Consider the following 21,898-nt stretch of genomic DNA (forward strand, 5'->3'; position numbering starts at 1 on the left):
TCCCGACAGACTGGGCCAATACCGCAATGCAAACGCGCCGAACCGGGCGGCATCGCGGTATAATCTGCTGAATCGACCCATCGCGCCGGAATCGTCTCAATAGCCGCGCGCGCGGTCGATCAGGCCGGGCACCGGCGCGCCGGCCCGGTCTGCCATGACGCCGGCGACCACATGGCGTGCGCCGTCGGCGGCGCGAGTCTGGCAGGCGATGTGCGGGGTCAGCAGAATCTGCGGATGCGAGCGGAAGGGATGGCCGGCCGGCAGCGGCTCGGGTTCGGTCACGTCGAGCACCGCGCCGGAAAGCCGGCCGCCGTCCAGCGCCGCGAGCAGCGCGCCATGATCGAGCTGCCGCCCTCGGCCGGCATGGACCAGCGACGCGCCCGCCGGCAGCATCGCGAAGAACCCGGCATCCATCAGCCCCTCGGTCTCGGCGGTGAGCGGCAGCAGGCAGACGAGGATGTCGGTGCGGGCGAGGAACGCCGGCAGGTCGGTGTAGCAGTCGACCCCGGGGATCTGCCGCGGGCTGCGGCTCCAGCCGGCCAGCGGGAAACCGAAGGGCGCCAGCGCGCCCAGCACCGCGGCGCCGAGCTGGCCGAGCCCCATCACGCCGATGCGCCGCTCCGCCGCCGGCCGGTTGCGCCCGGACTGCCAGAGCCCGGCGCGCTGCTGCACGAGATAGCCCGGCAGGTCGCGGTGCAGCGCGAGCACCGCCATGGTCACGTATTCGCGCATCTGCTCGGGGATGCCGGGCTCCAGCATCCGCACCACGCCAACCCCTGCCGGCACGGCGGCGAGGTCGAACTGGTCCACCCCCGCCCCCACCGAGAAGATCAGGCGCAGCCGCGGATGGGTCTCGGCCAGGCGCTCGGGCACGGTCCAGGTGACGATGTACTCCACCGCCTCCGGCTCCGGCGCGGCGCCGATGTGGAAGGGCAGCTCCGGCAGCGCCTCGGCAAAGGCGTCGCGGAACACCGCGCCGCGCGCCGGGTCGGAACGGAAGAGGAGCGCCATCCCCCTCAGCCCATCGCCGCGCGGATGTCCGGATCGTCGAGCGTCTCGTCGAGCACCGCGCGGGTGCGGGCGAGGATGCCGTCGATCTCCGCCTCGGTGCAGCAGAGCGGCGGCGCGAAGCCGATCACCCCCCAAGGGAAGGCGCGCAGCACCAGCCCCTGTGCCCAGGCCCGGTCGAAGATCCGGGTGGCGGGCTGTGCCGCGGCCGGCAGCGGGGTCTTCGCGGCCTTGTCGGTCACGAGCTCCAGCGCCGCCAGCATCCCGCGGCCACGGACATCGCCCACCAGCGGATGGTCCGCCAGTGCCTGAAGCCCCGCCATCAGCCGGGCGCCCGCGCGCCGACCGTTCTCCAGCAGCCCGCCCTCGTAGAGATCCAGCACCGCGAGCCCGATGGCCGCGCTCACCGGATGGCCGGAATAGGTGAGCCCGTGGCCCACCACGCCCTGCCCGGCGCCGTCGGCGATGGTCGCATAGACATGCTCGGAGAGGAACACCGCCCCCATCGGCGCATAGCCCGAGGTCAACCCCTTGGCGGTGGTCATCATGTCAGGCACCACGCCCTCCTCGGCGCAGGCGAAGAGCGGGCCGGTGCGCCCGAAGCCGGTAATCACCTCGTCGGCGATGAAGAGGATCTCCATCTCGGCGCAGACCGCCCGCATCGCCGCCATCCACCCCGGCGGCGGCACCAGAACCCCGCCGGAGCCCTGGATCGGCTCGACATAGAAGGCCGCGACCCGCTCCGGCCCGCCGAGCGCCTTCACCTTGGCGCGCAGCGCGGCGACCGAGGCCGCGGTGATCGCCGCCGGGTCCTGCCCGGCCGGGTTGCGATAGGCATGGTGCGAGGGGATCCGGTGCTGCCAGTCATGCGGCACGCCGAAGCCGGTGTGGAAGGCCGGCAGCGCGGTCAGCCCGGCGCCCACCGTGCTCGAGCCGTGATAGCCCATCTCGAGGGTGATGAACTGGTCGCGCTCCGGCTTGCCACGGCTGTGCCAGTAGTGGCGCACGAAGCGCACCGTGCTGTCCACCGCGTCCGAGCCGCCGAGGGTGAAGAACACGTGGTCCAGATCTCCCGGTGCGGCCTCTGCGAGCCGCGCCGCGAGCCGGATCGCGGGCTCGGAGCCGAGGCCGAAATAGCCGGTGGCATAGGGCAGCGTGCGGAGCTGGCGGGTGGCGGCCTCGACGATGCTCTCCTGGCCATAGCCGGCATTGACGCACCAGAGCCCGGCGAACCCGTCGATCAGCCGATGGCCGCTGGTGTCGGTCACGGTCGCGCCGTCGCCGGAGGCGATGACGCGGACGCCGGCCGCCTCGTGGCCGCGCCAGGAGGCCACGGGATGGACGAGATGGGCGCGGTCGAGTTCGACGAGCGAGTTGCTCAGCATGGGGGCGGTCTCCGAAACTGTCAGCCGAGGGCCTGGGCGGCCAGGGCGAAGAGATGATGGGTCTGCGGCGCCGGCAGCGCGGGCGCGCCGCGGCGCATGGCGAGGCCGCCGCCGGCATGGGCGAGGCCGCGGGCGGCGAGCCAGTCGCCAAGACCGGTCTCGGCGGGGGTGTCGATGCGCAGGAAGCGCCCCTCGCACGCCGCCAGCGCCGCGGAGAGCAGCGCCTCGGCCCCGGGCCGGTCGGGCGCGACCACCGGGCCGGCCACGTCGCCGCGGCCGAAGGCGCGAAGCGCGAGATAGCCGGCCGGCGCGCCGCGGCGGCGCAGCACCGCGATGCGCCCGGCCCCTGCCAGCGCGCTTACGAGGGAGGCGCGGTCGGCCTGCGCGGCCTCGGCATCGAGGGCGGCGATCGCCGGGAGCAGCGCCTCGCGTTCGGCGCCATCGACCCAGGAGACATCGCCCGAGGGCAGATCCGCGGCCTGGGGCGCCGCGATCCCCTGATGCTGCACGATCTCGCCGGTCACCGCGAAGCCCAGCTTCTCGTAGAGCGGGCGACCCTCCTCGGTGGCGACGAGGCGAAGCTCCGCCACCGCCGCGCCGGCCATGACCTGCTCCATCATGCGCCGCCCGATGCCGCGCCCGCGCAGGCGCGCATCCACCACGATCATGCTCATCACCGCCACCGGACCGAAGCGGGTGAGCAGCGTCGTGCCGACCACCTGGCCGCCGTCCAGCGCCACGATCCCCCGGCTGAGGCGGAGGAAGAAGGCGAGATCCTCGGCGCGGTGGGGCCATCTGGCCTCGGCGACGAGGCGCAGCGCGCCGGGAAGATGCTCCGGGCGGAAGTCCGCAAGGGTCAGGGTGTTCATGCTCTCGATCGGCGTTTCGGGATCCATGCGAAAAGGCTAGGGCGGGCGCGCGGGCCGATGCTTCGGGAATGCCGGCGCCCGGCGACATCTTCCGCCGTTGAGCACGCGCCGCGCCGCAGGAACTGCCATGGCCGGCACGCGCCGGCACGAGTGCCCGGCGCCCGCCCAATCCGCCGCCCGCCCGGCTCGGAAGACTGTGCTGCACGCCCGGCGCAGAACGGCGTTTTGTGCTTTCCCGGCGATCAAAGCAGCGGGGCGCCGCGGCGGCCCTGGCCTAGGCTCGGGGAAACCACGCCACCAGACATGCGAGGACAGCCATGACCGCATTCCGCCCCAAGTTCGTGACCTTCGACTGCTATGGCACGCTGACCAATTTCGACATGCAGGGCGCCACGCGCCGGGTCTATGAGGGGCGCATCGACGAGGCGACGCTGGAGACGCTGATCCGCGATTTCTCCGCCTATCGCCGCGACGAGATCCTCGGCGCCTGGAAACCCTATTTCGACGTGATCAGCAACGCGCTCGAGCGGGCCTGCAAACGCAGTGGCGTCGCGTTCCTGCCCGAGGGCGCCCGGCAGATCTACGAGGAGGTGCCGACCTGGGGGCCGCACCCGGATGTGCCCGAGGGGCTGGCGAAAGTCGCGGCCGAGATCCCGCTGGTGATCCTCTCCAACGCGATGAACGACCAGATCATGCACAATGTCGAGAAGCTCGGCGCGCCGGTCCATGCCGTCTTCACCGCCGAGGAGACAGGCACCTACAAGCCGGCGATGAACGGTTTCGAATACATGATGGACAGGCTCGGCGTCGGGCCGGAGGAGATCACCCATGTCTCCTCCTCGTTCCGCTACGACCTGATGACGGCCCACGACCTCGGCATCCGCTCGAAGGTCTGGGTCAACCGCGGGCACGAGCCGGCCAATCCCTATTACGGCTATACCGAGATCGCCGACATTCGCGGCCTGCCCGCGGTGTTCGGCCTCTGAGGGCGCGATGAAGTTCACCTCCTACTGGCACGACAGCGCCCCCCGCTTTGCCGGGGGGGCCGTGGGTCCGGTCGAGGGCACTGCGGATGTCGCGGTGATCGGCGCCGGCTTCACCGGGCTCGGCGCCGCCCGGGCGCTGGCGAAGGCGGGGCGCCGGGTGGTCGTGCTGGAGGCGGCGCATGTCGGCTTCGGCGCATCGGGCCGGAACGGCGGGCATCTCAACAACGGGCTGGCGCACAGCTATCTCCATGCCCGCGACAGCTTCGGGCCGGAGCGGGCGCAGGCGATGTACCGCGCCTTCGACACCGGCATCGCCACCATCGAGCGGCTGATCGCCGAGGAGGGCATCGCCTGCGACTTCCGCCGCGCCGGCAAGCTCAAGCTGGCCTCCAAGCCGGCCCACTACGAGAGCATCGCGCGGAACTTCGAGGCGGTGCATGCGGAGGTGGACCCGGAGACCGAGATGCTGACCCGCGCCGAGCTCGGCCGCGAGATCGTCTCCGGCGCCTTCCACGGCGCCATGCTGCAGCACCGCAGCGCGATGATGCACATGGGCAGGTTCGCCGCCGGGCTGGCGGAGGCGGCGGCGCGCCACGGCGCCGCAATCCACGAGGGCGCTCCGGTCATCGGCCTCCGCCGCGAAGGCGCGGGCTGGGCGCTGACCACGCCGAAGGGCCGGCTCGCGGCGCGCGAGGTGCTGCTGGCGACCGGCGCCTACACCACGCCGGTGTTTCGCTGGTTCCGCCGCCGCATCGTGCCGGTGGGAAGCTTCCTGCTCGCCACCCGCCCGCTCTCGCCGGACGAGATCGCCGCCACGATGCCGGGCAACCGCACCTGCGTGACCTCGCTCAACGTTGGCAACTATTTCCGCCTCTCGCCGGACAACCGGCTGATCTTCGGCGGGCGGGCGCGGTTCTCGGCCAGCTCCGACCAGCGCTCCGACGCGAAGAGCGGCGCGATCCTGCAGGCGGCGCTGGCGCAGATCTTCCCGGCGCTGGCCGGCATCGAGATCGACCATTGCTGGGGCGGGCTCGTCGACATGACGCAGGACCGCTACCCCCGCGCCGGCAGCCATGAGGGCCTGCACTATGCCATGGGCTATTCCGGTCATGGCGCGCAGATCGCGACCCATATGGGGGAGATCATGGCCGGGATGATCGTCGGCGCCGCGGTCGAGAACCCCTGGGCGCATCTGCCCTGGAAGGCGGTGCCGGGGCATCTCGGCACGCCGTGGTTCCTCCCCGTGGTCGGCGCCTATTACCGGATGCTCGATCGGATCGGCTGAGGCGCCGGCCGACACCCCCGATCACGGAGCCCCCAGGGCCGACCCTCGAGGGTCGGTCATGCGGAGCGCCTTCTGCCTGCGATCTCCCCCGAGCCTGGCCTCACCAAACTCGAGCACCGGGCGCGGGCATGGCTTTGGATGCAGAAAGGAGCGGCGCTGCAACAGGGCGTCGTGCTCGCGAGCCGGATCGCCTCGGCTTCCGTCGCCCGATCGACGAAAGGTGCAACCGGGCCGCAGGACGCCTCTGCCGGCGGCGGAAACGGTGCGACCTCCGGGGGCTGGATCGCCGCCGCAAGGCCAGCCGGCTCCTTATGCGCCGGGATCTGCCGGCTGCCGGCCGGAGCGGGGCTGGTGCCACCATCAGTCAGGCGCGCGCCCCGACGAGCCATATGACGAAGCGGGCGCCACGGCAGATCCTGCGGCGCGCCTCCTGGAGCGGCTTGCCCCCTCCAAGAGGGGTTTCGCACGGGATCCACCGAATGCGCCGGCGCCAGGTCGTGCCGGCGCACCAGCATCGCCGCGCGCGCAGCATGGGCATCGCGCGCCACGCCGCGAAGCCCGCCCGGGCCGCGCCGGTGGCGGCCTCTTCCTCTGCGCCCGAGCGATCGGGCACGGAGCCGATCTCCGCGCCCGTGGCCAGGGCCGCGCCCGTGGCCGTGGCCGGCACCTCTGCCGATGCGCCATGCGCCGCCGACCGGCGCCGCCTGCCGGAACGGTCCGGCATCCGCGATGCCCGCCGGGGCAACCGCCTCCGCCTGTTCCGTTGCCGTTCCCTCAGTCCAGCGCCGCCAGCACTGCCGCGGTGATGGCGTCGGTGCGGTCCTGCCCCGGTACGGTGCCGATGCCGCGGGCGGTGACCGCGCCCACCGCCGCCATCACGCGGGCCGCCGCCTCGGCCTCGCCGAGATGTTCGAGCATCATCGCCGCCGACCAGATCGCGGCAATCGGGTTGGCGATGCCGAGATCGGCGATGTCCGGCGCCGAGCCGTGCACCGGCTCGAACATCGAGGGCGCCTCGCGCCCCGGATTGATGTTGGCCGAGGCGGCGAAGCCGAGCCCGCCCTGGATCGCCGCGCCGAGATCGGTGAGGATGTCGCCGAAGAGGTTCGAGGCCACCACCACGTCGAGCGTCTCCGGCGCCATCACCATGCGCGCGCAGATCGCATCCACATGATAGGGCGTGACCGCGACATCCGGGTATTCGGCGGCGAGTTCGCGGGTCACCTCGTCCCAGAACACCATCGAATGGCGCTGTGCGTTGGACTTGGTCACCGAGGCGAGCCGGCCGCTCCGCCGCCGCGCCTGCTCGAAGCCGAAACGCAGGATGCGCTCGACCCCGAGGCGGGTGAAGATCGCGGTCTCGACCGCCACCTCGCCCGGCGTGCCCCGATGCACCCGCCCGCCGGCGCCGGAATACTCGCCCTCGGTGTTCTCGCGGATGCAGAGGATGCCGAACTCCGCCTTGCGCAGCGGCCCCTCGACCCCCGGCAGAAGCCGGTGCGGGCGCATGTTCGCATATTGCGCGAACTCCTTGCGGATCGGCAGCAGCAGCCCGTGCAGCGAGACCGCGTCCGGCACCTTCGCCGGCCAGCCGACGGCGCCGAGCAGGATCGCGTCGAAGCCGCGCAATGTCTCGATCCCGTCCGCGGGCATCATCGCGCCGGTCTCGAGATAGTGGTCGCAGGACCAGGGGAAGCGCACGGTCTCGAGCCGCCCGCCCAGCGCCTTCTCGGCCACGGCGACCGCGGCCTCGGTGACGGGCACGCCGATCCCGTCGCCGGGGATCAGGGCGATGCGATGGGGTCTTGTCTCGGTCATTCGGTCCTCGCGATGTCGATCAACACGGTTTTCTCCCGTCGGCAGGCATGGAAGGCGGCACGGCCGAGATCCTTGCCGATGCCGCTCGACTTGTAACCCCCTGTGGGCAGGATGTGGTCGCGCGAGCGGCCATAGCGGTTGACCCAGACGGTGCCGCTCTGCAGCCCCCGCATGACCCGGAGCGCGCGGGAGAGGTCGCGCGTGTAGAGCCCGGCGCAGAGGCCATAGACCGGGTGATCGGCCAGCCGCAGCGCCTCCTCCTCGCTCGCGAAGCTCTGCAGCGTCAGCACCGGGCCGAAGATCTCGGCCAGCTCGGCGGGGTTGTCCGGACGCACGCCGGCCAGGAGCGTCGGCGCGTAGAAATAGCCCTCCCGGTCGAACCGCGCGGCGCCGCAGCGCAGCTCCGCCCCGGCCGCGATGCCCGCGCCCACGATCCCCTCGATGCGGGCGATCTGCCGCTCGGAGACGATCGGGGCATAGTCGGTCTCCGCCGCCCAGGTCGGGCCGGGGCGGATGCGGGCGAGGCGCGCGGCGAGCATCTCCGTCAGCTGCTCCGCCACCGGGGCCTCGACGATCACCCGGCTGCCGGCGACGCAGGCCTGCCCGGCATTGGCGAGGATGCTGCGCGCGATGGCATCCGCCGCCAGCCCGAGATCGGCATCGGCGAAGACGATCTGCGGGCTCTTGCCGCCGAGTTCGAGGGTCACCGGCCGGATGCCGGTGCGCGCGGCATTCTCCATGATCGCGGCACCGGCGGCGGTGGAGCCGGTGAAGCTCACCTTGCCGATGCCGGGATGGCCGGTGAGCGCGGCGCCCGTGGTCGGCCCGTCGCCCAGCACCACGTTGACGATGCCCTCCGGGATGCCGGCGCGCACCGCAAGCTCGGCCAGCCGCACCGTGGAGAACGGCGTCAGCTCGGAGGGCTTGATGACCACCGCATTGCCGGCGGCGAGCGCGGGCGCGAGCTTCCATCCGGCCATGGAGATCGGGAAGTTCCAGGGCGTGATGGCGGCGATCACCCCGTAGGGCTCGGCAACGGTCATGCCGAGGGCGCCCTCGGCGGTGGGGGCGAGCTCGCTGCATTCCTTGTCCGCCAGCTCGGCGAAGAAGCGGATCTGCTCGGCGGTAACCGCGATGTCCCCCGCCGCCAGCTGCGCCACGGGCCGGGTCGAGGAGACCGCCTCGAGCCGGGCCAGCGGCGCCGCCTCGGCCTCCATGAGATCGGCCCAGCGCTGCAGCGCACGGGTCCGGTCCCGCGGGGTGCAGCGCCCCCAGCCGGAGGCGGCGAGGGCGGCATGGGCAGCCTCCACCGCGCGGTCGACGCAATCGGCATCGGCCACCGGGCAGTCGGCATGGGCGGCGCCATCGGACGGGCGGCGGAGCGGAATGCCGCCGCTGGCGGGCAGGAACCGGCCGGCGATGTGGTGCCCGGTGGGCAGGTCCACCGAGGCGGGGTCGAAGGATGCGGTCATGGATCTCTCGCGTCTCTCGGGGCTGGGGTCAGGCGGGCGCATCGAGGCCGTAGCGCGCGCAGAGCCGGGCGAAGATCTCCCGCATCTGCGGCTCCGGCGGAGCATCGGGGGCGGCGGCCACCGCCTCGAAGACGCGGTGCTTGAGGTAGAAGCGCCAGGAGACCGGCTGGCCCGCGAGAAAGGCCGTCAGCAGGTCATAGCGCGCGCGGGTCCAGACCGCCTCGAAGACGCGCCGCTCGGGGCCGTGGGAGATTGTCTCCGGCGCCGGGCGGGGCGCGGCCCGCAGCGCCTCGGTGGCGGGCATGTCCACCGTGCCGCCGCGCAGCACCACGCCATAATCCGCCGCCGCGCGCTCCGGGCTGACCGCGCCGCGGCGGACATCCGCCGCCACCAGCTCCGGCGGGCGGGAGAAGGGATCGCCCCAGCCGCCGGCACCGGGGCCGACGACGCGGATCACGTCGCCCGGCCCGCAGCGCACCAGATCGGTGTTGCCGAGGTTCACCTCGCCGGCCTGCCCCGGGTTCTTCACGAAGCGCGAGACCCCGGCGGCGCCGGCCCCCTGCAGGCCCCAGGCCGCCATGATCGAGCGGTTGCGGTTGCGCGCCGTGACCACCGTCTCCGGCGCCGAGACGCGGAACTCCATCACCGCCGAGAGCCCGCCGCGCCAGCGCCCGGGCGCGCCGCTGTCCGGCTCGAGCCCGTAGCGCAGGAAGTGGATCGGCACCTCCGCCTCGGAGATCTCGATGGGCGTGTTGCGCAGGAACCCCGTGGTGCCGCCGGCCCCGTCGCCGCCATCGGCGAAGGGCGTGGCACCGCCGCCGCCGCCCACCGGCCCGATCGAGGCCATCGCCGGGCGGCCGTTGCGCGCCGCGGTTCGGATGTTCATGATCGCGTTGCCGCCGGGCGCCGCCGCCGGCATCAGCGCCGGCAGCGCCTGGGCGAAGGCACCCTGGGTGACGATCTGGGTGAGCGCGCAGGTCAGCGAGCGCATCCCCACCGCCGCCCCCGGCGCCGCGTTGACCATCGTGCCCTCGGGCAGCACCGCCCGCGCCGCGCGCAGCGTGCCGGCGTTCAGCCAGATCCCCGGCGAGAGCGTGCCGAGCACGTAGGTCAGCCCCACCATCACCAGCGCGTGGCGCTCGCGCCCGCCGGTCGGCATGTTGAGCGAGGAGCCGAGCTGCGGGTCGGTGCCGGAATAGTCGAGCTCCACCGCGTCGCCCTGCACCCGGAGCGTGAGGGCAACCCGGGCCGGCAGCCCCTCGGGGCTGTCCTCGTCGGCATAGTCGGCGAAGAAATATTCCCCGTCGGGCACTTTCGAGAGCGCCTGGCGGGCCTGCGCCTCGGCATGGTCGAGGATCGCCTCGACGCCCTGCAGGAAGGTCTCGAAGCCGAAGCGCCGGATGATCTCGCCCATCTTGCGCTCGCCGATGTTCACCGAGGCGATCTGCGCCGCGAGGTCGCCGAGGTTCTGCTCCGGCAGCCGGACATTGGCGCGGATCAGCTTCGCGATATAGGGGTTCTCGACGCCCTGCTCGATCAGCTTCACCGGCGGGATGCGCACCCCCTCCTGCACGATCTCGCTGAGGCTGCGCGAGAGCGAGGCCGGCACCGCGCCGCCGACATCGGTGTTGTGGATATGGCCGACGACGAAGCAGGCGATCTCGCCCTCGTGAAACACAGGCTTCCAGATGTGGATGTCCGGCGTGTGGGTGGCGACGTTGCCGGCCTCCGGATCGTTGGTGATGCAGATGTCGCCGGGGGCATAGGCGGGAAAGCTCGCCAGCAGGCCGCCATAGTCGACGCCGGAATACCAGGGCGCGCCGAGATGGCGCGGGTTGCCGAAGGCCAGCCCCTCGCGGGTGACGATCTGGCAGGAGAAGTCCTCGGTCTCCTTCACGAAGGCCGAATGGGCGGTGCGCATCAGCGTGTAGGCCATGGCATCCGCCGCGGCGTTGCAGAAATTGGCGAGCACCTGAAGGCTGCGGGCGTCGATCATGCGGTGGTCCTCCGGGGGCTCAGGCGCGGGGCGCGCGGGTCAGCACGAGGTTGCCGAAGGCATCGACCTCGAGCGCGAAATCCGGCGGCAGCACGGTGGTGGTGTCCTCCTGCCCGACGATGGCCGGCCCCGCGAGCCGATGGCCCGGGCGGAGATCGGCGCGCTGGTAGAGCGGGACCTCGTGCGCCAGCCCGTCGAACCAGCCGGTGACATGGCGCTCGGGCATGGCCGGCCCTTCTGCCGGCGCGGGGCGCGGGATCGCCGGCTTCGGCGTCGGCCCCGAGACCACGAGGCGGAGATTGACGAGCTGCACCGGGGCATGCGGGTTGGCATGGCCGAAGAGGCGGTCGTGCTCGGCATGGAAGGCCTGCGCTATGGCCCCGGCATTCCCCGCGGCGATCCACCCGGCCTCCAGCGGCGCCTCGATCTCGAAGGACTGCCCGGCATAGCGCATGTCGGCGCTGACCGAGATCGCCGCCGGCCCGTCATGCCCCTGCTCGGCGAGCCAGGCCCGCCCGGTTTCCTCGAGCTCGGCGAGCGGCGCCGCCAGCGCGCGCACCCCGGCCTCGTCGAGATCGAGGAAGAGCGTGCGGATGAAGTCGTTGCGCAGATCCGCGATCACCCCGCCGAGCGCCGAGATCACCCCCGGCCGCGGCGGCACCACCACGCCCTTCATGTCGAGCTCGCGCGCGACGAAGCAGGCCAGCATCGCGCCCGCGCCGCCGAAGGCGAAGAGGTGAAACTCCCGCGGGTCGATGCCGAAGCGCGAGATCAGCCCGGAGATCTCGGCATACATCGAGGAGACCGCGATCTCGACGATGCTGGCCGCGACCTCCTCCACCGTTGCGCCAAGCCCCTCGGCCAGCGGCGCGATCGCCGCCCGCGCCGCGCCATGATCGACGCTGACCGCGCCATAGCCGAGCGCGCCGTGGCCGATCAGGTTGGCCGCCGCCATGGCGTCCGTCACCGTCGGCCGCGTGCCGCCGCGGCCATAGCAGGCCGGCCCGGGCGTCGAGCCGGCGCTTTCCGGCCCGACCTTGAGCACGCCGAGCCCGTCGAGCGCCGCCACCGAGCCGCCGCCCTGGCCCACGGATGTCACGGCCACCGAGGGGATGTGGATCTGGAACTCGCCGATCAGCTCGCCGGTGCCGAACTGCGGCACCCCGTCGAGGATCACCGCGACATCCGCCGAGGTGCCGCCGATATCGAGGCTGAGGATGCGGTCGAAGCCGCAATGCCGGGCGAGATGGCCGGCGCCGATGACCCCGGAAGCCGTGCCCGAGAGGATCATCTGCACCGGCTCGGCGCGGGCCTGATCGAGCGCCATCACCCCGCCGTTGGACTTGGTGATATGCGCCGGCACGCCGACCCCGGCCTCGGCCAGCGCCGCCTCGAACCGGTCGAGATAGTTGGCGACCTGCGGCTGCACGTAACCGGAGATCACCGCGGTGACGCTGCGCTCGTATTCGCGGATCACCGGCCAGGTGCCGGAGGAGGTGACCACCGGCAGCCCCGGCGCCAGCTCCGCCAGCATGGCGCGCACCGCGTCTTCATGCGCCGGGTTGCGATAGGCATGGAGGAAGGCGATCACCACCCCCTCCGCGCCCCGCGCCTGCGCCTCGGCGAGGTGCGCCGCCACATCCGCGCGGCCGGGCGCCCGTTGCGGCTTGCCGTCGGCGCCGATCCGCTCGGCGATACCGAAGACCCGCTCGCGCGGGATCAGCGGTGCCGGACGGCGGGAGTAGAGGTTGTTGATCTCCGGGATCTTCAGCCGGGCGACCTCGAGCACGTCCTCGAAGCCCGCCGTGGCGAACAGCGCGAGCTTCGGGCCGCTGCGCTGGATGACCGTGTTGACGCCCACCGTCGTGCCATGGGTGAAGTAGCCGACCTGCGCCGGCGTTACGCCGTCGCGCTCCGCCAGCGCGGCAAGGCCGGCGAGGATCTCCGCCCCCGGCTCCTCCGGCCGCGAGAAGACCTTGAGCGCCAGCATCTCCCCGCTCGTCTCGTCGAGCACGGCGAAATCGGTGAACGATCCCCCGACGTCGACGCCAATGCGATAGCCCATCTCGGTCAGCTCCTGTCTCCGCCTTCGCCGCGGCGGAGGCTCATGTAGAATTCCGGGTTCGGCACCGGGCGGAAGCCGGCGCGGGCATAGACGCCGTGCGCGTCGCGCGTGGCGAGCATCCAGGTGCCGACGGTGGCGAGGGCGGGATGGCTGCGGATCACCGTCGCGAGCCAGGTGGCGAGCCCCCGCCCGCGATGCGCCGGCAGCACGAAGACATCGCGCAGATAGGCGAAGGCCGTGTAGTCGGTCACCACCCGGCCGAAGCCGACCATGCCGTCCGCCGGCGCATGGATCCCGGCCGGCAGGGAATGGGCCAGTGCGCGCTCCAGCAGTTCGGGCGGAAGGCCGGGTGTCCAGTAGGCTTCCCCGGCGAGAAAGCGCGCCACCTCGCTGCGGTCGATCCGCGCCGGATCGGTGCTGATCGCATAGCCGTCGTCCCGGCGCCATTCCTCTGCCGGGAACCCGGCCTGCCCCATCGCCTCGTGCATCGCAGCTCTCCTCTCGGCCCCTGAGCCTGTGCCGAACCGCGCCGAATCTGCGGCTCTTGTGCCGGGCCGATCGGCATGGAATTGCGGCTGCCCGAGGACTTGCGGCAGGATCTGCGCGGCCCCTGCCGGCATCATGGGGCAAAGGCACGAGGAGCGCGCATGACCATTCCGATCACCGCCCGTGCCGCCCCCGGCGCGGCGCAGATCCTCGGCGATCTCGTCGCGATTCCCGATCTGCCGGGGCGATCGAATGCCGCCATGGCCGGCTGCGTGCGGGCCCGTCTCGCCGCGGCCAGCATCGATTGCCATGTGCTGCCAGGGCCGGAGGGCGACCGGGTCAATCTCTTCGCCAGCATCGGGCCGCGTGACGTGCCGGGCGTGATCCTCTCCGGCCATATGGACGTCGTGCCGGCGGAGGGGCAGCCCTGGACCTCCGATCCGTTCTGCCTGACCCAGCGGGAAGGGCGGCTGGTGGGGCGCGGCGCCTCCGACATGAAGGGCTTCCTCGCCTGCATGATCGCCATGGCGCCGACGCTCGCGTCGATGGGGCTGGCGCGGCCGGTGCATCTGGCCTTCTCCTATGACGAGGAGATCGGCTGCCAGGGGGTGGGGCACATGATCGCCCGCCTGCCGGAGCTCTGCGCGCCGCCCTCCGCCTGCATCGTCGGCGAGCCCTCGGGGCTGGCCCCGGTGCTCGCGCACAAGGGCAAGCAGGCCTTTGCCGTGGAGATCACCGGGCGGGCGGCGCATTCGTCCGAGCCTGCCAAGGGCATCAATGCGCTCTACCCGGCCGCCCGGCTCCTCGCGGCCATGGAATCCCGGGCCGCCGCGCTTGCCGAGGAGGGCGCGCGGGACGCGCGTTTCGCCCCGGCCCATTCGACGCTCGTCGCAGGCACCATCCACGGCGGCGTGGCGCTCAACATCATCCCCGAGCGGGCGGTGATCGAAGGCGAGGTTCGCGCCATTCCCGCCGAGGACCCGCGCGAGATCGCCGCCAGCCTGCTGGCCCGCGCCGAGGCGCTGGAGACCGAATACCCCGGCATCTCGGTGTCGCACCGGATGCTTGGCGGCTATCCGGCGCTGCCCTTCCCGGATGATCCGGGGCTTTCCCGGCTGATGGAGCGGCTGACCGGCAGGCCCGCTGCCGGCTCGGTGAGCTACGGCACCGAGGCCGGGCTCTTCCACGCCGCCGGCATCCCCTCGATCATCTGCGGTCCGGGCTCGATCGACCGGGCGCACCGGGCGGACGAGTATATCCTGCCCGGTGAGCTTGACGCCTGCTGCGCGATGATCCGCGCCCTCGGCGAGACGTTGACGGGGTGAGGCGCCCTATCACCTGACCGCCTGCGCGGCGAGGCGGGCATGGAGCGCGCGGGCCTCGGCCAGCAGCGCCGGGTCGAGCCCCTCCTCCCGCCGCGGGTCGGGTTCGCCGCGGAAGGCGCCGGCGAAGTCCGCCTCCCCGGCATCCACCCCGATCGCCGCGCAGAGCGCGCGCATGGTGGCCCCTGGCGCGGCGCGGAGGTCGTCCTGATCCACCAGCACGAGCCCCGGCATTCCCGCCGCGGCCGCCGCCTCCACCGCCGCGAAGCCGGCGATCCAGTAGCGCAGCCAGTAATCCGGGTCCTCGGGGGTCAGGCTGCCGAGGGCGAATTCCGTCCGGTCGAAGCCCGGGAACCGGATCGGCCGGTGCAGGCGGCCGAATTCGAGATGCCCGATATCCTCCATGTAGCGCGCCGCGAAGGGGTCATCCGCATGCAGGCGGGTGAAGTTGCGATGCTGGCGCAGCAGCGAGGCGGCATGGGCGCTCGGCTCGCGCAGCGGCACGACGACCGCCGCGCCGGGAAACATCTCCGGCAGCAGGCCGAGCCGCGCGATGCTGGCGTTGTTCTTGGAGAGGTAGCGGCCCTGGCCATCGGCGCGCAGGGCGACGATCTTGGCGAAATGGCGCCGGAAATCCGCGGCGGCTTCGGGGCGGGCATCGGCGGCGGCCCAGGGCCGGATGCCATCGGCGCCATAATGCTCCGGCCAGTGCAGCATCCAGAGCACCTCCTCGAAGGCCTCCGCGGTGTCGAGGTCGATCTCCAGCCCGTCGCCATGGGCGCGCTCGCGCCGGGAGATGCGGGCGCCGAGCAGCCGGCGGGCACGGTTCCAGAGCAGCGGCGCCGTGAGGAAGGGCATGTCGCGATAGCGATGCGCGGCGAGCCCGGGCAGACGATCGAGCGCGGCGAGCAGCGCCGTGGTGCCGGCCCGCGGCAGCGAGGTGACGAACACCGGCGGGCGGCTGTCCGCCCCGCCGGCGGCCCGGCCCAGCAGCCGGTCGTCGAGCCGGGCCGCGGCGCGCAGCACCCCCGGCGAGGCAAAGGCGGCGCGGTGCAGCAGCCGCTCGGCGAGGGGATATGCGGTGGCTTCGGTTGCCGCCGCCGGGGCCCGCCGGCCAAACGCCCATGCGCCGGCCCCCAGCACCAGCGTCGCCCCCAGGAGGAACTCCCAGCCGAGCGAGAGCGCCAGCACGCGGCCCGGGTCCGCCAGCCCCAGCGCCCAGAGCGGCAGCACCGGCAACGCGGCGGCCAGAAGGCAGAGCGCGAAGCGCCAGGCCAGCCCCCAGCTCGCGCCGAGCAGCGCCAGCCCCGCGGCCTGCACCGCCCGCTCCTGCGCCTCCTCGCCGAGGCTGCGGTCGAGCATCGCCTCGACACCGGCGCCGGCCGTTGCCGCGGCCCCCCGTGCGACCCCCAGGATGCCGGCCCGCCCCAGCGCGGCGGCAAAGGCGAGCGCCGCCAGCACCGCCGCCGCCCAGTCGCCCATCAGGCCGCGCCCGGCCCGTCCTGCCCGCCCTGGCCGGCGTCCCGGCCCTTCTTCCGCCGCCGCAGCAGCCGGCGCAGCGGATACCAGAGGAAGCCGACGATCAGCAGCAGCCCGGCGAAGACCACGGCGATCAGCGTCCCCACCGCGCCGATCCCGGCGCCGGGGCCGAGATAGGCCGCGGCCGGCGTCGCCAGCCCGGCCAGCCCCGCGGCGAGCGCAAGCCCCGCCAGGCGGCGCGCCCGCTCACCCGCCACAGGCGGCACGGGCTTCTTCGAAGAAGCCGGCATCCATGTCCGGCGGGAGCAGGAGCGCGTCGTAGATCCAGCCATTGCGGTCCTCCGAGATACGGTTGCTGTAGCGCCAGGCGAGGCGCCCGTCGGCGAGGAACTCGAGCAGCCGGCCCTCGGCGCCCGAGGCCACGAGGATGTTGCCGTTGGCGAGGCGCTGATGGCTGCCCATGATGTCGGTGAAGAAGGGCTCGCCGCCCGCCGCCGCCCCCGGTGCGCCCGAGAGCACCTCCGTGAGCGCTCCGGTCCGGGCGTCGATCTCCACCACCCGGCTCGCCGGCACCGGCTCGCGCGCGGGCAGGGTGTTGTTGTTGTCGAAGACCGAGATCCGGTCGCCCGCGACGAAATCCGGGTCGTGATGCCGCAGCACCTGGCCGGTGGACTGGAACAGCACCGCCCCGGTCTCGCGGTCGAGCACCAGCACGGTGTTGATGTTGCGCAGCGAGAGCATCAGATCGCCCGGGGTGAAGATCCCGGAGGCGAGCCCCTCGGGGAAGGTCTCCACGTCGTTCAGGTGCAGCGTGTCGCCGGTGACCTCGGTCTCGCGCTGCATCTGCGTGGAGAGATGCAGCAGCCCGCGCAGGCCGAGCCTCTCCAGGAGCGCGATGATGTCGATGGTCTCCAGCACCTGGCCATCCGCGGAGATCCGCTGTGCGGTCCAGGCCCTGAGCGGCGCCCTGTGATTGGCATAGGGCACCGGGTCCGCGTCGTGATAGACTTCTGCCGCCACCCAGATCTCGCCCGTCTCGGTCACGTGCACGCTGTGATGGCCGAGATTGGGCAGCGCCCAGCGCAGCCCGCCGCAGGCGTCATAGGCGGCGGTGGCGAGATGCTCGAAATTCAGCACGATGCCGCCGTCGGGCAGCACCGCGAGCCCGTGCGGATAGGCATTGGGCGCCGCCTTCGGACGCCGCGCCTCGGGCACGAAGGCAATGTCGTCGAAGAGGGCGAACCAGTCCGGCCGCCACCGCTGCACCACCGCCCCCTTGCGGTCGACGACGCGCACGACGGGGTGGAAATCGGTGTCCGCGCCCGAGATCGCCAGCAGCCCCGGTGCCAGGCGGTCCGGCAGAAGCGTCTCCACCGGCGCGGCATGGCGCACGGTGTCGAGCGCCAGATCGTTGACGACGAGGGCCCGCAGGTCGCGCTGCACCTCGCGCATCAGCGGCACGGGGAAGAGGTCGTCCTTGTGCGCCAGCACGCCATAACCGAAGGCGGCAACCGCGATGGCGCAGACGAAGAGCCCTGCCGACAGCCAGCGTATCACGTCCCCTCCCCAGCCGGGCCGGGCGCCGGGCGGCACCCTGCGCCGGGTCTAGCCGATGCCCGCCGGCCTGGGCAAGCGCCGGCGCGGGCCGCGCGGCCGCAGCCCGCGCCGCCCCGGTCCTCCGCCGCGGGTGGGCGGGCGGGGGCGGCGGAGGACCGGGGCGCCCTGCCGCCAGGCGCCCCGGCAGGGCTTCAGAGCGCGAACTTCTCGAGGCTGGTCGCCCAGTCATCCACGAAGACCATCCAGTTGCGGTATTCCTTCACCGCGCCGGAGACCTTGTCGGCCTCCTTGGCGGCCTTGCGGTCGAGCTTGGCGATGCGGCCCTCGAGATCCTTGACCTTCGCGGTGTCCTTGCGCTTGCGGGCCTCCTTGAGCTCGGTCTGCAGCGGGATGATCTCGTCGGCGACCTTCAGCCAGGCGGCATAGCCCTCGTCGGCCCGCTTGGTGAAGGTGTCGAGGATGCCCTGGTTGTCCTTGAAGCTGGTCTTCAGCTTCTCGGCCTTCTTGGCGCAATCGTCGAGGCGCTTGGTGATCTTCTTGCGGGCCTCGGTGTTCTCCTTGCGGAGCTTGCCGCTCTCGGTCTTCATCTTCGCATAATCTTCGATCGCCATCGGGTCTCTCCCTTGCTTTCCGGCGCCGACGCGGGGGGCCGGGGGGCCGGGCCGGCGTCGCTGCGGTATCTCTGTCGAGGGTGGAGATGGGCAGGCCGCGTATCGGTTTCATGTCGCGGCCGGTCTCGATTGTATCGAACGGGTAAATCTTCCCCGGCCAGCCACCCGGCGCTTCGCGGCGCTCGTCGCCGGCATGGCTCGACCCGCGCAGCGCGAAGCGCCGGCGGAGCACGGGGCATGGCCGGCCGAGCCTCCCGGCCAGGTCGCGCGGGCCGCGATGCCTGTCGCCGCGCTGTTGCCGGCCAGCCGAGGGGAGAGGGAAAAAGGGCAGATGGCTGCGCGGGCGTGGCTGTCTGCGAGGTGTCGCAGGGTCCTGGGAGGGCCCCCGCAAGGGAGAGAGGTTTGCGCGCCCCGGCTCAGTGCCGGGTCGGCGCAGCGCGGTGGCTGGCGGCCAGCGGCACGATATCGGCCGGCGCCTCCGCGGCATGGGTCCCGGCGGCATGGGTCCCGGGGGCATCGGTCCCGGCGGCATGGGTCTCGGCGGCATCGGTCTCGGGGGCACCGGGCGGGTCGAAGACCTCGGCGCGCAGGCCGCTGCCACGCATCAGCGCGAGACGCAGGGTCGCCGCCACCACCTCGGCCTCCGCCGCGAGCAGCGTCGCCATCTCGACGCGGACCAGCAGCGCAGCAAACAACGCTGCCTCATCGCGGTTGCCCTCGGCCGCCGCGCCGATCATCCGCGCCAGCACGGCCTCGTCCGCCCCGAGGCAGCGGCAGGCGCAGCGATGGCGCATCACCGGCCGGCGGGAATGGCCGGCGATCAGCACCATCATCTGCTCGAGGCCCTTGAGATGCGCAGCCCCGTCGCGCGTGCCGAACAGCGTGGCGAATTCGGTCCAGAGCTGCGCCTGGCGGGTCTCGCCGGCACACCAGAGGCGCATCGCCAGCACCGCCGCGGTCTCGACCTCCGACAGCTCCGCGAGATAGCCGACCGGGGCGCCGCCGCGCGGCCGGGGATCGGCCGGCGCGCTCATTTGGTCAGGATCAGCTTGCCCTGGCGGGTGATCCGCAGGGTGTAGACCTGCCCGTCGAGGGCGATCCGGGCCATGTCGCCGCCTTCGGTGAGCAGCCGCGCATCGTGCAGCGGCAGCGACGGCACCTGCGGGCCGGGCGCGCGCAGCCGGGTCTGGCGGGCTTCGCGCGGATCGCGGCTCTCGGGCGGATCGGTCCTGGTTGCGGAGCGGGTCGCGGGACGGTCGATCATCTGCACGGGTCCGCCTCCTCGATGCGGTCGAGCAGCGCCTCGAGCGCGGCATCGCCCGGAAGGAAGGCCGGGAAGCGGGCGAGCAGATCGCCGAGCTCGGTGCTCGGGTCGCTGGCCGGCGTGCGGCGGCGGTCGGGGTCGGCGGGGTCCGGCAAGGCGGTCATGGCAGCACTCCGTGTCCTCGGGTCGGTGGATCGGGGGTCTGGGGGATCGGGCCGGGCTGCACCGTGTGGCGGGGACTGGCTGGGCCGTCCTGATAACTGACTGATTCACTCGGCATTGTCAATTCCGAGTTTTTCTGTCGTCTATTTGCCGCCTGCCCCGGCGACCGGCAACCGGCGCGTGGCCGCGCCGCTTGTCCGTCCCGCCCGGCCGCGGCATAGTCCTGGCGGAGAGGAAGCCCCGCCCATGCCAGTGCCCGCTACCCCCTGCCCCGCCACCCCCTGCCCCGCCGCGCCCCGTCCCGCCACGCCCCGTCCCGCCACGGCCGCGCACCGCCGGCACCGGGCATGAACGCCCCGGCAGGAGGCGCTGCGCGCGCGGGCCTCTGGGGCGCGGTCGCGCTGATGATCCTGGTGCCGGTTCTCGTCACATGGATGGTCTGGACCGTGCTCGGCGACCCGCCGCCGGCAAGCCTCTTCTGGCCGAGCCGCGAGGGTGAGGTGGTGGACCTGCGCATGACCGGCACCGGCTCCGGCGGGCGCAATCCGGACCTCGTGCTCGAGCTGCGCTTCCCCGATGGCGACCGGGCGGTGGTGCACACCCGCGACCGGATGCTGGCGCGCGAGTCCGACGGGCGGCTGATCCGCGACGGCGAGGGCGCGCCGCAGCCCATGGTGGCGCGGGGCGATCTCGTCTGGGTCAGCCTCGGGCGCCGCGGGCGTGCCACGGTCGAGGCGCCGGGAGACACGATCTGGCTGGCCGCGCCGATCACCGCGATCGCCGTGATCGTGCTCGCCTTCGGGCTGCGCGCGGCGCTGAGGCTGGCCGCCGGGCGGGCGCTCTGAACCCCGGCCGCCGGTGCGCGCGAGCGCCGTTGCGGAAGGCGGCTTCCTCGCTGGACAGCGGCCGCCAGTTGCCCTTAGCCTTGCGCAAAACAACGGGAGGGTCACGACATGGAGATGTCCGGAGAGCGCGTCATCGAGGCGCCGCGCGATCAGGTCTGGGCCGCACTCAACGACCCGGAGGTGCTGAAGGCCTGCATCCCCGGATGTCAGGAACTCGAGAAGACCTCCGAGACCGGTTTCGCGGCAACGGTGAAGCAGAAGGTCGGCCCGGTCTCCGCCACCTTCAAGGGCGCGGTGGAACTGACCGACATCGTGCCCGGCGAGAGCTACACCATCGCCGGCGAGGGCAAGGGCGGCGCCGCCGGCTTCGCCAAGGGCGGCGCGAAGGTGCATCTCTCGGACCTGCCGGAGGGCACGAAACTCTCCTACGAGGCCGAGGCCAAGGTGGGCGGCAAGCTGGCCCAGCTCGGATCGCGGCTGATCGACGGTTTCGCGAAGAAGATGGCGGACCAGTTCTTCGACCGCTTCAAGGCCGAGGTCGAAGGCCCCGCGGAGACCCGGAACGGCACCGATGCCGACGCGGCGAACGCGCCCGATGCCGCCGAAGCCCCGGCCGAGGCCGCCAAGGCCGATGCCGCCCCGGTCGTCGCGCCGGAGAAGAAGAAATCCTGGCTCGGCCGGATCATCGGAAGCTGAGCCCGCCTGCGCCGCCCCGGCCCACGACCGCGGGCGGCAGTCCCGACCCAGACAGAACACATCCAGGGAGGAGATGCCCGATGGCACAAGTTTCGATGACCGTGAACGGCAAGGCCGTCTCGGGCGAGGTCGAGGGGCGCACCCTGCTCGTCGAGTTCCTGCGCACCGGGCTCGGGCTGACCGGCACGCATGTCGGCTGCGACACCTCGCAATGCGGCGCCTGCGTGGTGCATATCGACGGCGAGAGCGTGAAGGCCTGCACGGTGTTCGCCGCCGCCGCCGACGGCGCCGAGATCACCACGATCGAGGGCATGGCCAATGCCGACGGCACGCTTTCGGTGCTGCAGCAGGCCTTCCAGGACCATCACGGGCTGCAATGCGGTTTCTGCACCCCGGGCATGGTCATGTCGGCAGCCGACCTGCTGAAGACCAACCCGAGCCCGACGGAACACGAGATCCGCGACTGGCTCGAGGGCAACATCTGCCGCTGCACGGGCTACCACAACATCGTGAAGGCGATCCAGGCCGCCGCCGCGACCATGTCCGGCCAGGCGCAGGCCGCCGAGTAACCCCTTTCCGGGCCGAACCGCGC

21 protein-coding genes are annotated in these 21,898 nt (G+C 72.6%); 6 read left to right on the plus strand and 15 right to left on the minus strand.

Translation table 11 applies throughout. The annotated features are described in order from the left end of the window. Positions 1-96: 96 nt before the first annotated feature. The 3 genes from QSJ97_RS11160 to QSJ97_RS11170 are packed head-to-tail and all read right to left on the minus strand — an operon-like array spanning position 97 to position 3,262. Complete coding sequence (locus QSJ97_RS11160; protein ID WP_285671839.1) at positions 97-1,011, minus strand: 2-hydroxyacid dehydrogenase; 915 nt, start codon at positions 1,009-1,011, stop codon at positions 97-99. A gap of 5 nt (positions 1,012-1,016) precedes the next feature. Next, positions 1,017-2,393 (minus strand): aminotransferase class III-fold pyridoxal phosphate-dependent enzyme, encoded by a 1,377-nt coding sequence (locus tag QSJ97_RS11165; RefSeq protein ID WP_285671840.1) that lies wholly within the window; start codon positions 2,391-2,393, stop codon positions 1,017-1,019. Positions 2,394-2,413: 20 nt separating this feature from the next. Next, entirely contained in the window at positions 2,414-3,262 is an 849-nt protein-coding gene (locus QSJ97_RS11170) for a GNAT family N-acetyltransferase (protein ID WP_285671841.1), read from the minus strand. A 317-nt stretch (positions 3,263-3,579) separates the two neighbouring features. Here QSJ97_RS11170 and QSJ97_RS11175 point away from each other — a divergent pair, with 317 nt between their 5' ends. Together QSJ97_RS11175 and QSJ97_RS11180 are read left to right on the plus strand one after the other, a co-directional pair. Further along, entirely contained in the window at positions 3,580-4,248 is a 669-nt protein-coding gene (locus tag QSJ97_RS11175; protein WP_285671842.1) for a haloacid dehalogenase type II, read from the plus strand. Between the two features lie 7 nt (positions 4,249-4,255). Beyond that, entirely contained in the window at positions 4,256-5,533 is a 1,278-nt protein-coding gene (locus QSJ97_RS11180) for an NAD(P)/FAD-dependent oxidoreductase (protein ID WP_285671843.1), read from the plus strand. A 774-nt stretch (positions 5,534-6,307) separates the two neighbouring features. Here QSJ97_RS11180 and QSJ97_RS11185 read toward each other — a convergent pair. The 5 genes from QSJ97_RS11185 to QSJ97_RS11205 are packed head-to-tail and all read right to left on the minus strand — an operon-like array spanning position 6,308 to position 13,372. After that, a complete protein-coding gene (locus QSJ97_RS11185; protein ID WP_285671844.1) occupies positions 6,308-7,351 on the minus strand; it encodes a tartrate dehydrogenase in 1,044 nt (347 codons plus the stop codon). Continuing rightward, positions 7,348-8,823: an aldehyde dehydrogenase family protein gene (locus QSJ97_RS11190; RefSeq protein WP_285671845.1), complete on the minus strand. Its 1,476-nt coding sequence runs from the start codon at positions 8,821-8,823 to the stop codon at positions 7,348-7,350. The genes QSJ97_RS11185 and QSJ97_RS11190 overlap by 4 nt, the downstream gene beginning before the upstream one ends. Positions 8,824-8,851: 28 nt before the next feature. Beyond that, on the minus strand, positions 8,852-10,819 hold the full coding sequence (locus tag QSJ97_RS11195) for a hydantoinase B/oxoprolinase family protein (protein WP_285671846.1): 1,968 nt from the start codon (positions 10,817-10,819) through the stop codon (positions 8,852-8,854). 19 nt (positions 10,820-10,838) lie between these two features. After that, entirely contained in the window at positions 10,839-12,884 is a 2,046-nt protein-coding gene (locus QSJ97_RS11200; RefSeq protein ID WP_285671847.1) for a hydantoinase/oxoprolinase family protein, read from the minus strand. 5 nt (positions 12,885-12,889) lie between these two features. Next, positions 12,890-13,372: a GNAT family N-acetyltransferase gene (locus QSJ97_RS11205; RefSeq protein ID WP_285671848.1), complete on the minus strand. Its 483-nt coding sequence runs from the start codon at positions 13,370-13,372 to the stop codon at positions 12,890-12,892. Between the two features lie 159 nt (positions 13,373-13,531). Here QSJ97_RS11205 and argE point away from each other — a divergent pair, with 159 nt between their 5' ends. Next, positions 13,532-14,695, plus strand: a complete 1,164-nt coding sequence (gene argE, locus QSJ97_RS11210; RefSeq protein WP_285671849.1) for an acetylornithine deacetylase — start codon at positions 13,532-13,534, stop codon at positions 14,693-14,695. Positions 14,696-14,704: 9 nt separating this feature from the next. Here the strand turns inward: argE and QSJ97_RS11215 are convergent, their stop codons facing one another. The 7 genes from QSJ97_RS11215 to QSJ97_RS11245 all read right to left on the minus strand — a co-directional run bounded on the left by QSJ97_RS11215 (position 14,705) and on the right by QSJ97_RS11245 (position 19,767). Further along, complete coding sequence (locus QSJ97_RS11215) at positions 14,705-16,174, minus strand: sulfotransferase (protein ID WP_285671850.1); 1,470 nt, start codon at positions 16,172-16,174, stop codon at positions 14,705-14,707. Then, positions 16,174-16,437: a hypothetical protein gene (locus tag QSJ97_RS11220; protein WP_285671851.1), complete on the minus strand. Its 264-nt coding sequence runs from the start codon at positions 16,435-16,437 to the stop codon at positions 16,174-16,176. Before QSJ97_RS11220 ends, QSJ97_RS11215 begins: the two co-directional genes overlap by 1 nt. Continuing rightward, positions 16,418-17,728, minus strand: a complete 1,311-nt coding sequence (locus tag QSJ97_RS11225) for an arylsulfotransferase family protein (RefSeq protein ID WP_285671852.1) — start codon at positions 17,726-17,728, stop codon at positions 16,418-16,420. The genes QSJ97_RS11220 and QSJ97_RS11225 overlap by 20 nt, the downstream gene beginning before the upstream one ends. 191 nt (positions 17,729-17,919) lie before the next feature. Continuing rightward, the gene (locus QSJ97_RS11230) at positions 17,920-18,339 is read right to left on the minus strand and encodes a hypothetical protein (RefSeq protein WP_285671853.1); all 420 of its coding nucleotides are present in this window, start codon (positions 18,337-18,339) and stop codon (positions 17,920-17,922) included. A 416-nt stretch (positions 18,340-18,755) separates the two neighbouring features. Next, the gene (locus QSJ97_RS11235; RefSeq protein WP_285671854.1) at positions 18,756-19,373 is read right to left on the minus strand and encodes a hypothetical protein; all 618 of its coding nucleotides are present in this window, start codon (positions 19,371-19,373) and stop codon (positions 18,756-18,758) included. Further along, on the minus strand, positions 19,370-19,519 hold the full coding sequence (gene hemP / locus QSJ97_RS11240) for a hemin uptake protein HemP (RefSeq protein ID WP_285671881.1): 150 nt from the start codon (positions 19,517-19,519) through the stop codon (positions 19,370-19,372). Before hemP ends, QSJ97_RS11235 begins: the two co-directional genes overlap by 4 nt. A gap of 80 nt (positions 19,520-19,599) precedes the next feature. Beyond that, a complete protein-coding gene (locus tag QSJ97_RS11245; protein ID WP_285671855.1) occupies positions 19,600-19,767 on the minus strand; it encodes a hypothetical protein in 168 nt (55 codons plus the stop codon). Between the two features lie 345 nt (positions 19,768-20,112). Between QSJ97_RS11245 and QSJ97_RS11250 the strand changes: the two genes are divergently transcribed. The 3 genes from QSJ97_RS11250 (at position 20,113) to QSJ97_RS11260 (ending at position 21,875) form a co-directional block, all read left to right on the plus strand. Further along, on the plus strand, positions 20,113-20,610 hold the full coding sequence (locus QSJ97_RS11250) for a hypothetical protein (RefSeq protein ID WP_285671856.1): 498 nt from the start codon (positions 20,113-20,115) through the stop codon (positions 20,608-20,610). Positions 20,611-20,718: 108 nt separating this feature from the next. Next, entirely contained in the window at positions 20,719-21,306 is a 588-nt protein-coding gene (locus QSJ97_RS11255; RefSeq protein ID WP_285671857.1) for an SRPBCC family protein, read from the plus strand. 80 nt (positions 21,307-21,386) lie between these two features. After that, positions 21,387-21,875 (plus strand): (2Fe-2S)-binding protein, encoded by a 489-nt coding sequence (locus QSJ97_RS11260; RefSeq protein ID WP_285671858.1) that lies wholly within the window; start codon positions 21,387-21,389, stop codon positions 21,873-21,875. Positions 21,876-21,898: the final 23 nt, after the last annotated feature.

This window comes from Paralimibaculum aggregatum, assembly GCF_030270585.1.
In the GTDB taxonomy this organism is placed as follows: domain Bacteria; phylum Pseudomonadota; class Alphaproteobacteria; order Rhodobacterales; family Rhodobacteraceae; genus Thermohalobaculum; species Thermohalobaculum aggregatum.

Excerpts from the sequence above, each read along its gene's own strand:
- QSJ97_RS11190 (WP_285671845.1), bottom strand. The coding sequence starts at position 8,823 with ATGACCGCATCCTTCGACCCCGCCTCGGTGGACCTGCCCACCGGGCAC.
- QSJ97_RS11260 (WP_285671858.1), top strand. The coding sequence starts at position 21,387 with ATGGCACAAGTTTCGATGACCGTGAACGGCAAGGCCGTCTCGGGCGAG.
- QSJ97_RS11235 (WP_285671854.1), bottom strand. The coding sequence starts at position 19,373 with ATGAGCGCGCCGGCCGATCCCCGGCCGCGCGGCGGCGCCCCGGTCGGC.
- QSJ97_RS11160 (WP_285671839.1), bottom strand. The coding sequence starts at position 1,011 with ATGGCGCTCCTCTTCCGTTCCGACCCGGCGCGCGGCGCGGTGTTCCGC.
- QSJ97_RS11165 (WP_285671840.1), bottom strand. The coding sequence starts at position 2,393 with ATGCTGAGCAACTCGCTCGTCGAACTCGACCGCGCCCATCTCGTCCAT.
- QSJ97_RS11250 (WP_285671856.1), top strand. The coding sequence starts at position 20,113 with ATGAACGCCCCGGCAGGAGGCGCTGCGCGCGCGGGCCTCTGGGGCGCG.
- QSJ97_RS11255 (WP_285671857.1), top strand. The coding sequence starts at position 20,719 with ATGGAGATGTCCGGAGAGCGCGTCATCGAGGCGCCGCGCGATCAGGTC.
- QSJ97_RS11230 (WP_285671853.1), bottom strand. The coding sequence starts at position 18,339 with ATGGCGATCGAAGATTATGCGAAGATGAAGACCGAGAGCGGCAAGCTC.
- QSJ97_RS11185 (WP_285671844.1), bottom strand. The coding sequence starts at position 7,351 with ATGACCGAGACAAGACCCCATCGCATCGCCCTGATCCCCGGCGACGGG.
- QSJ97_RS11175 (WP_285671842.1), top strand. The coding sequence starts at position 3,580 with ATGACCGCATTCCGCCCCAAGTTCGTGACCTTCGACTGCTATGGCACG.
- argE (WP_285671849.1), top strand. The coding sequence starts at position 13,532 with ATGACCATTCCGATCACCGCCCGTGCCGCCCCCGGCGCGGCGCAGATC.
- QSJ97_RS11215 (WP_285671850.1), bottom strand. The coding sequence starts at position 16,174 with ATGGGCGACTGGGCGGCGGCGGTGCTGGCGGCGCTCGCCTTTGCCGCC.
- QSJ97_RS11195 (WP_285671846.1), bottom strand. The coding sequence starts at position 10,819 with ATGATCGACGCCCGCAGCCTTCAGGTGCTCGCCAATTTCTGCAACGCC.
- QSJ97_RS11205 (WP_285671848.1), bottom strand. The coding sequence starts at position 13,372 with ATGCACGAGGCGATGGGGCAGGCCGGGTTCCCGGCAGAGGAATGGCGC.
- QSJ97_RS11170 (WP_285671841.1), bottom strand. The coding sequence starts at position 3,262 with ATGAACACCCTGACCCTTGCGGACTTCCGCCCGGAGCATCTTCCCGGC.
- QSJ97_RS11245 (WP_285671855.1), bottom strand. The coding sequence starts at position 19,767 with ATGACCGCCTTGCCGGACCCCGCCGACCCCGACCGCCGCCGCACGCCG.
- QSJ97_RS11180 (WP_285671843.1), top strand. The coding sequence starts at position 4,256 with ATGAAGTTCACCTCCTACTGGCACGACAGCGCCCCCCGCTTTGCCGGG.
- QSJ97_RS11200 (WP_285671847.1), bottom strand. The coding sequence starts at position 12,884 with ATGGGCTATCGCATTGGCGTCGACGTCGGGGGATCGTTCACCGATTTC.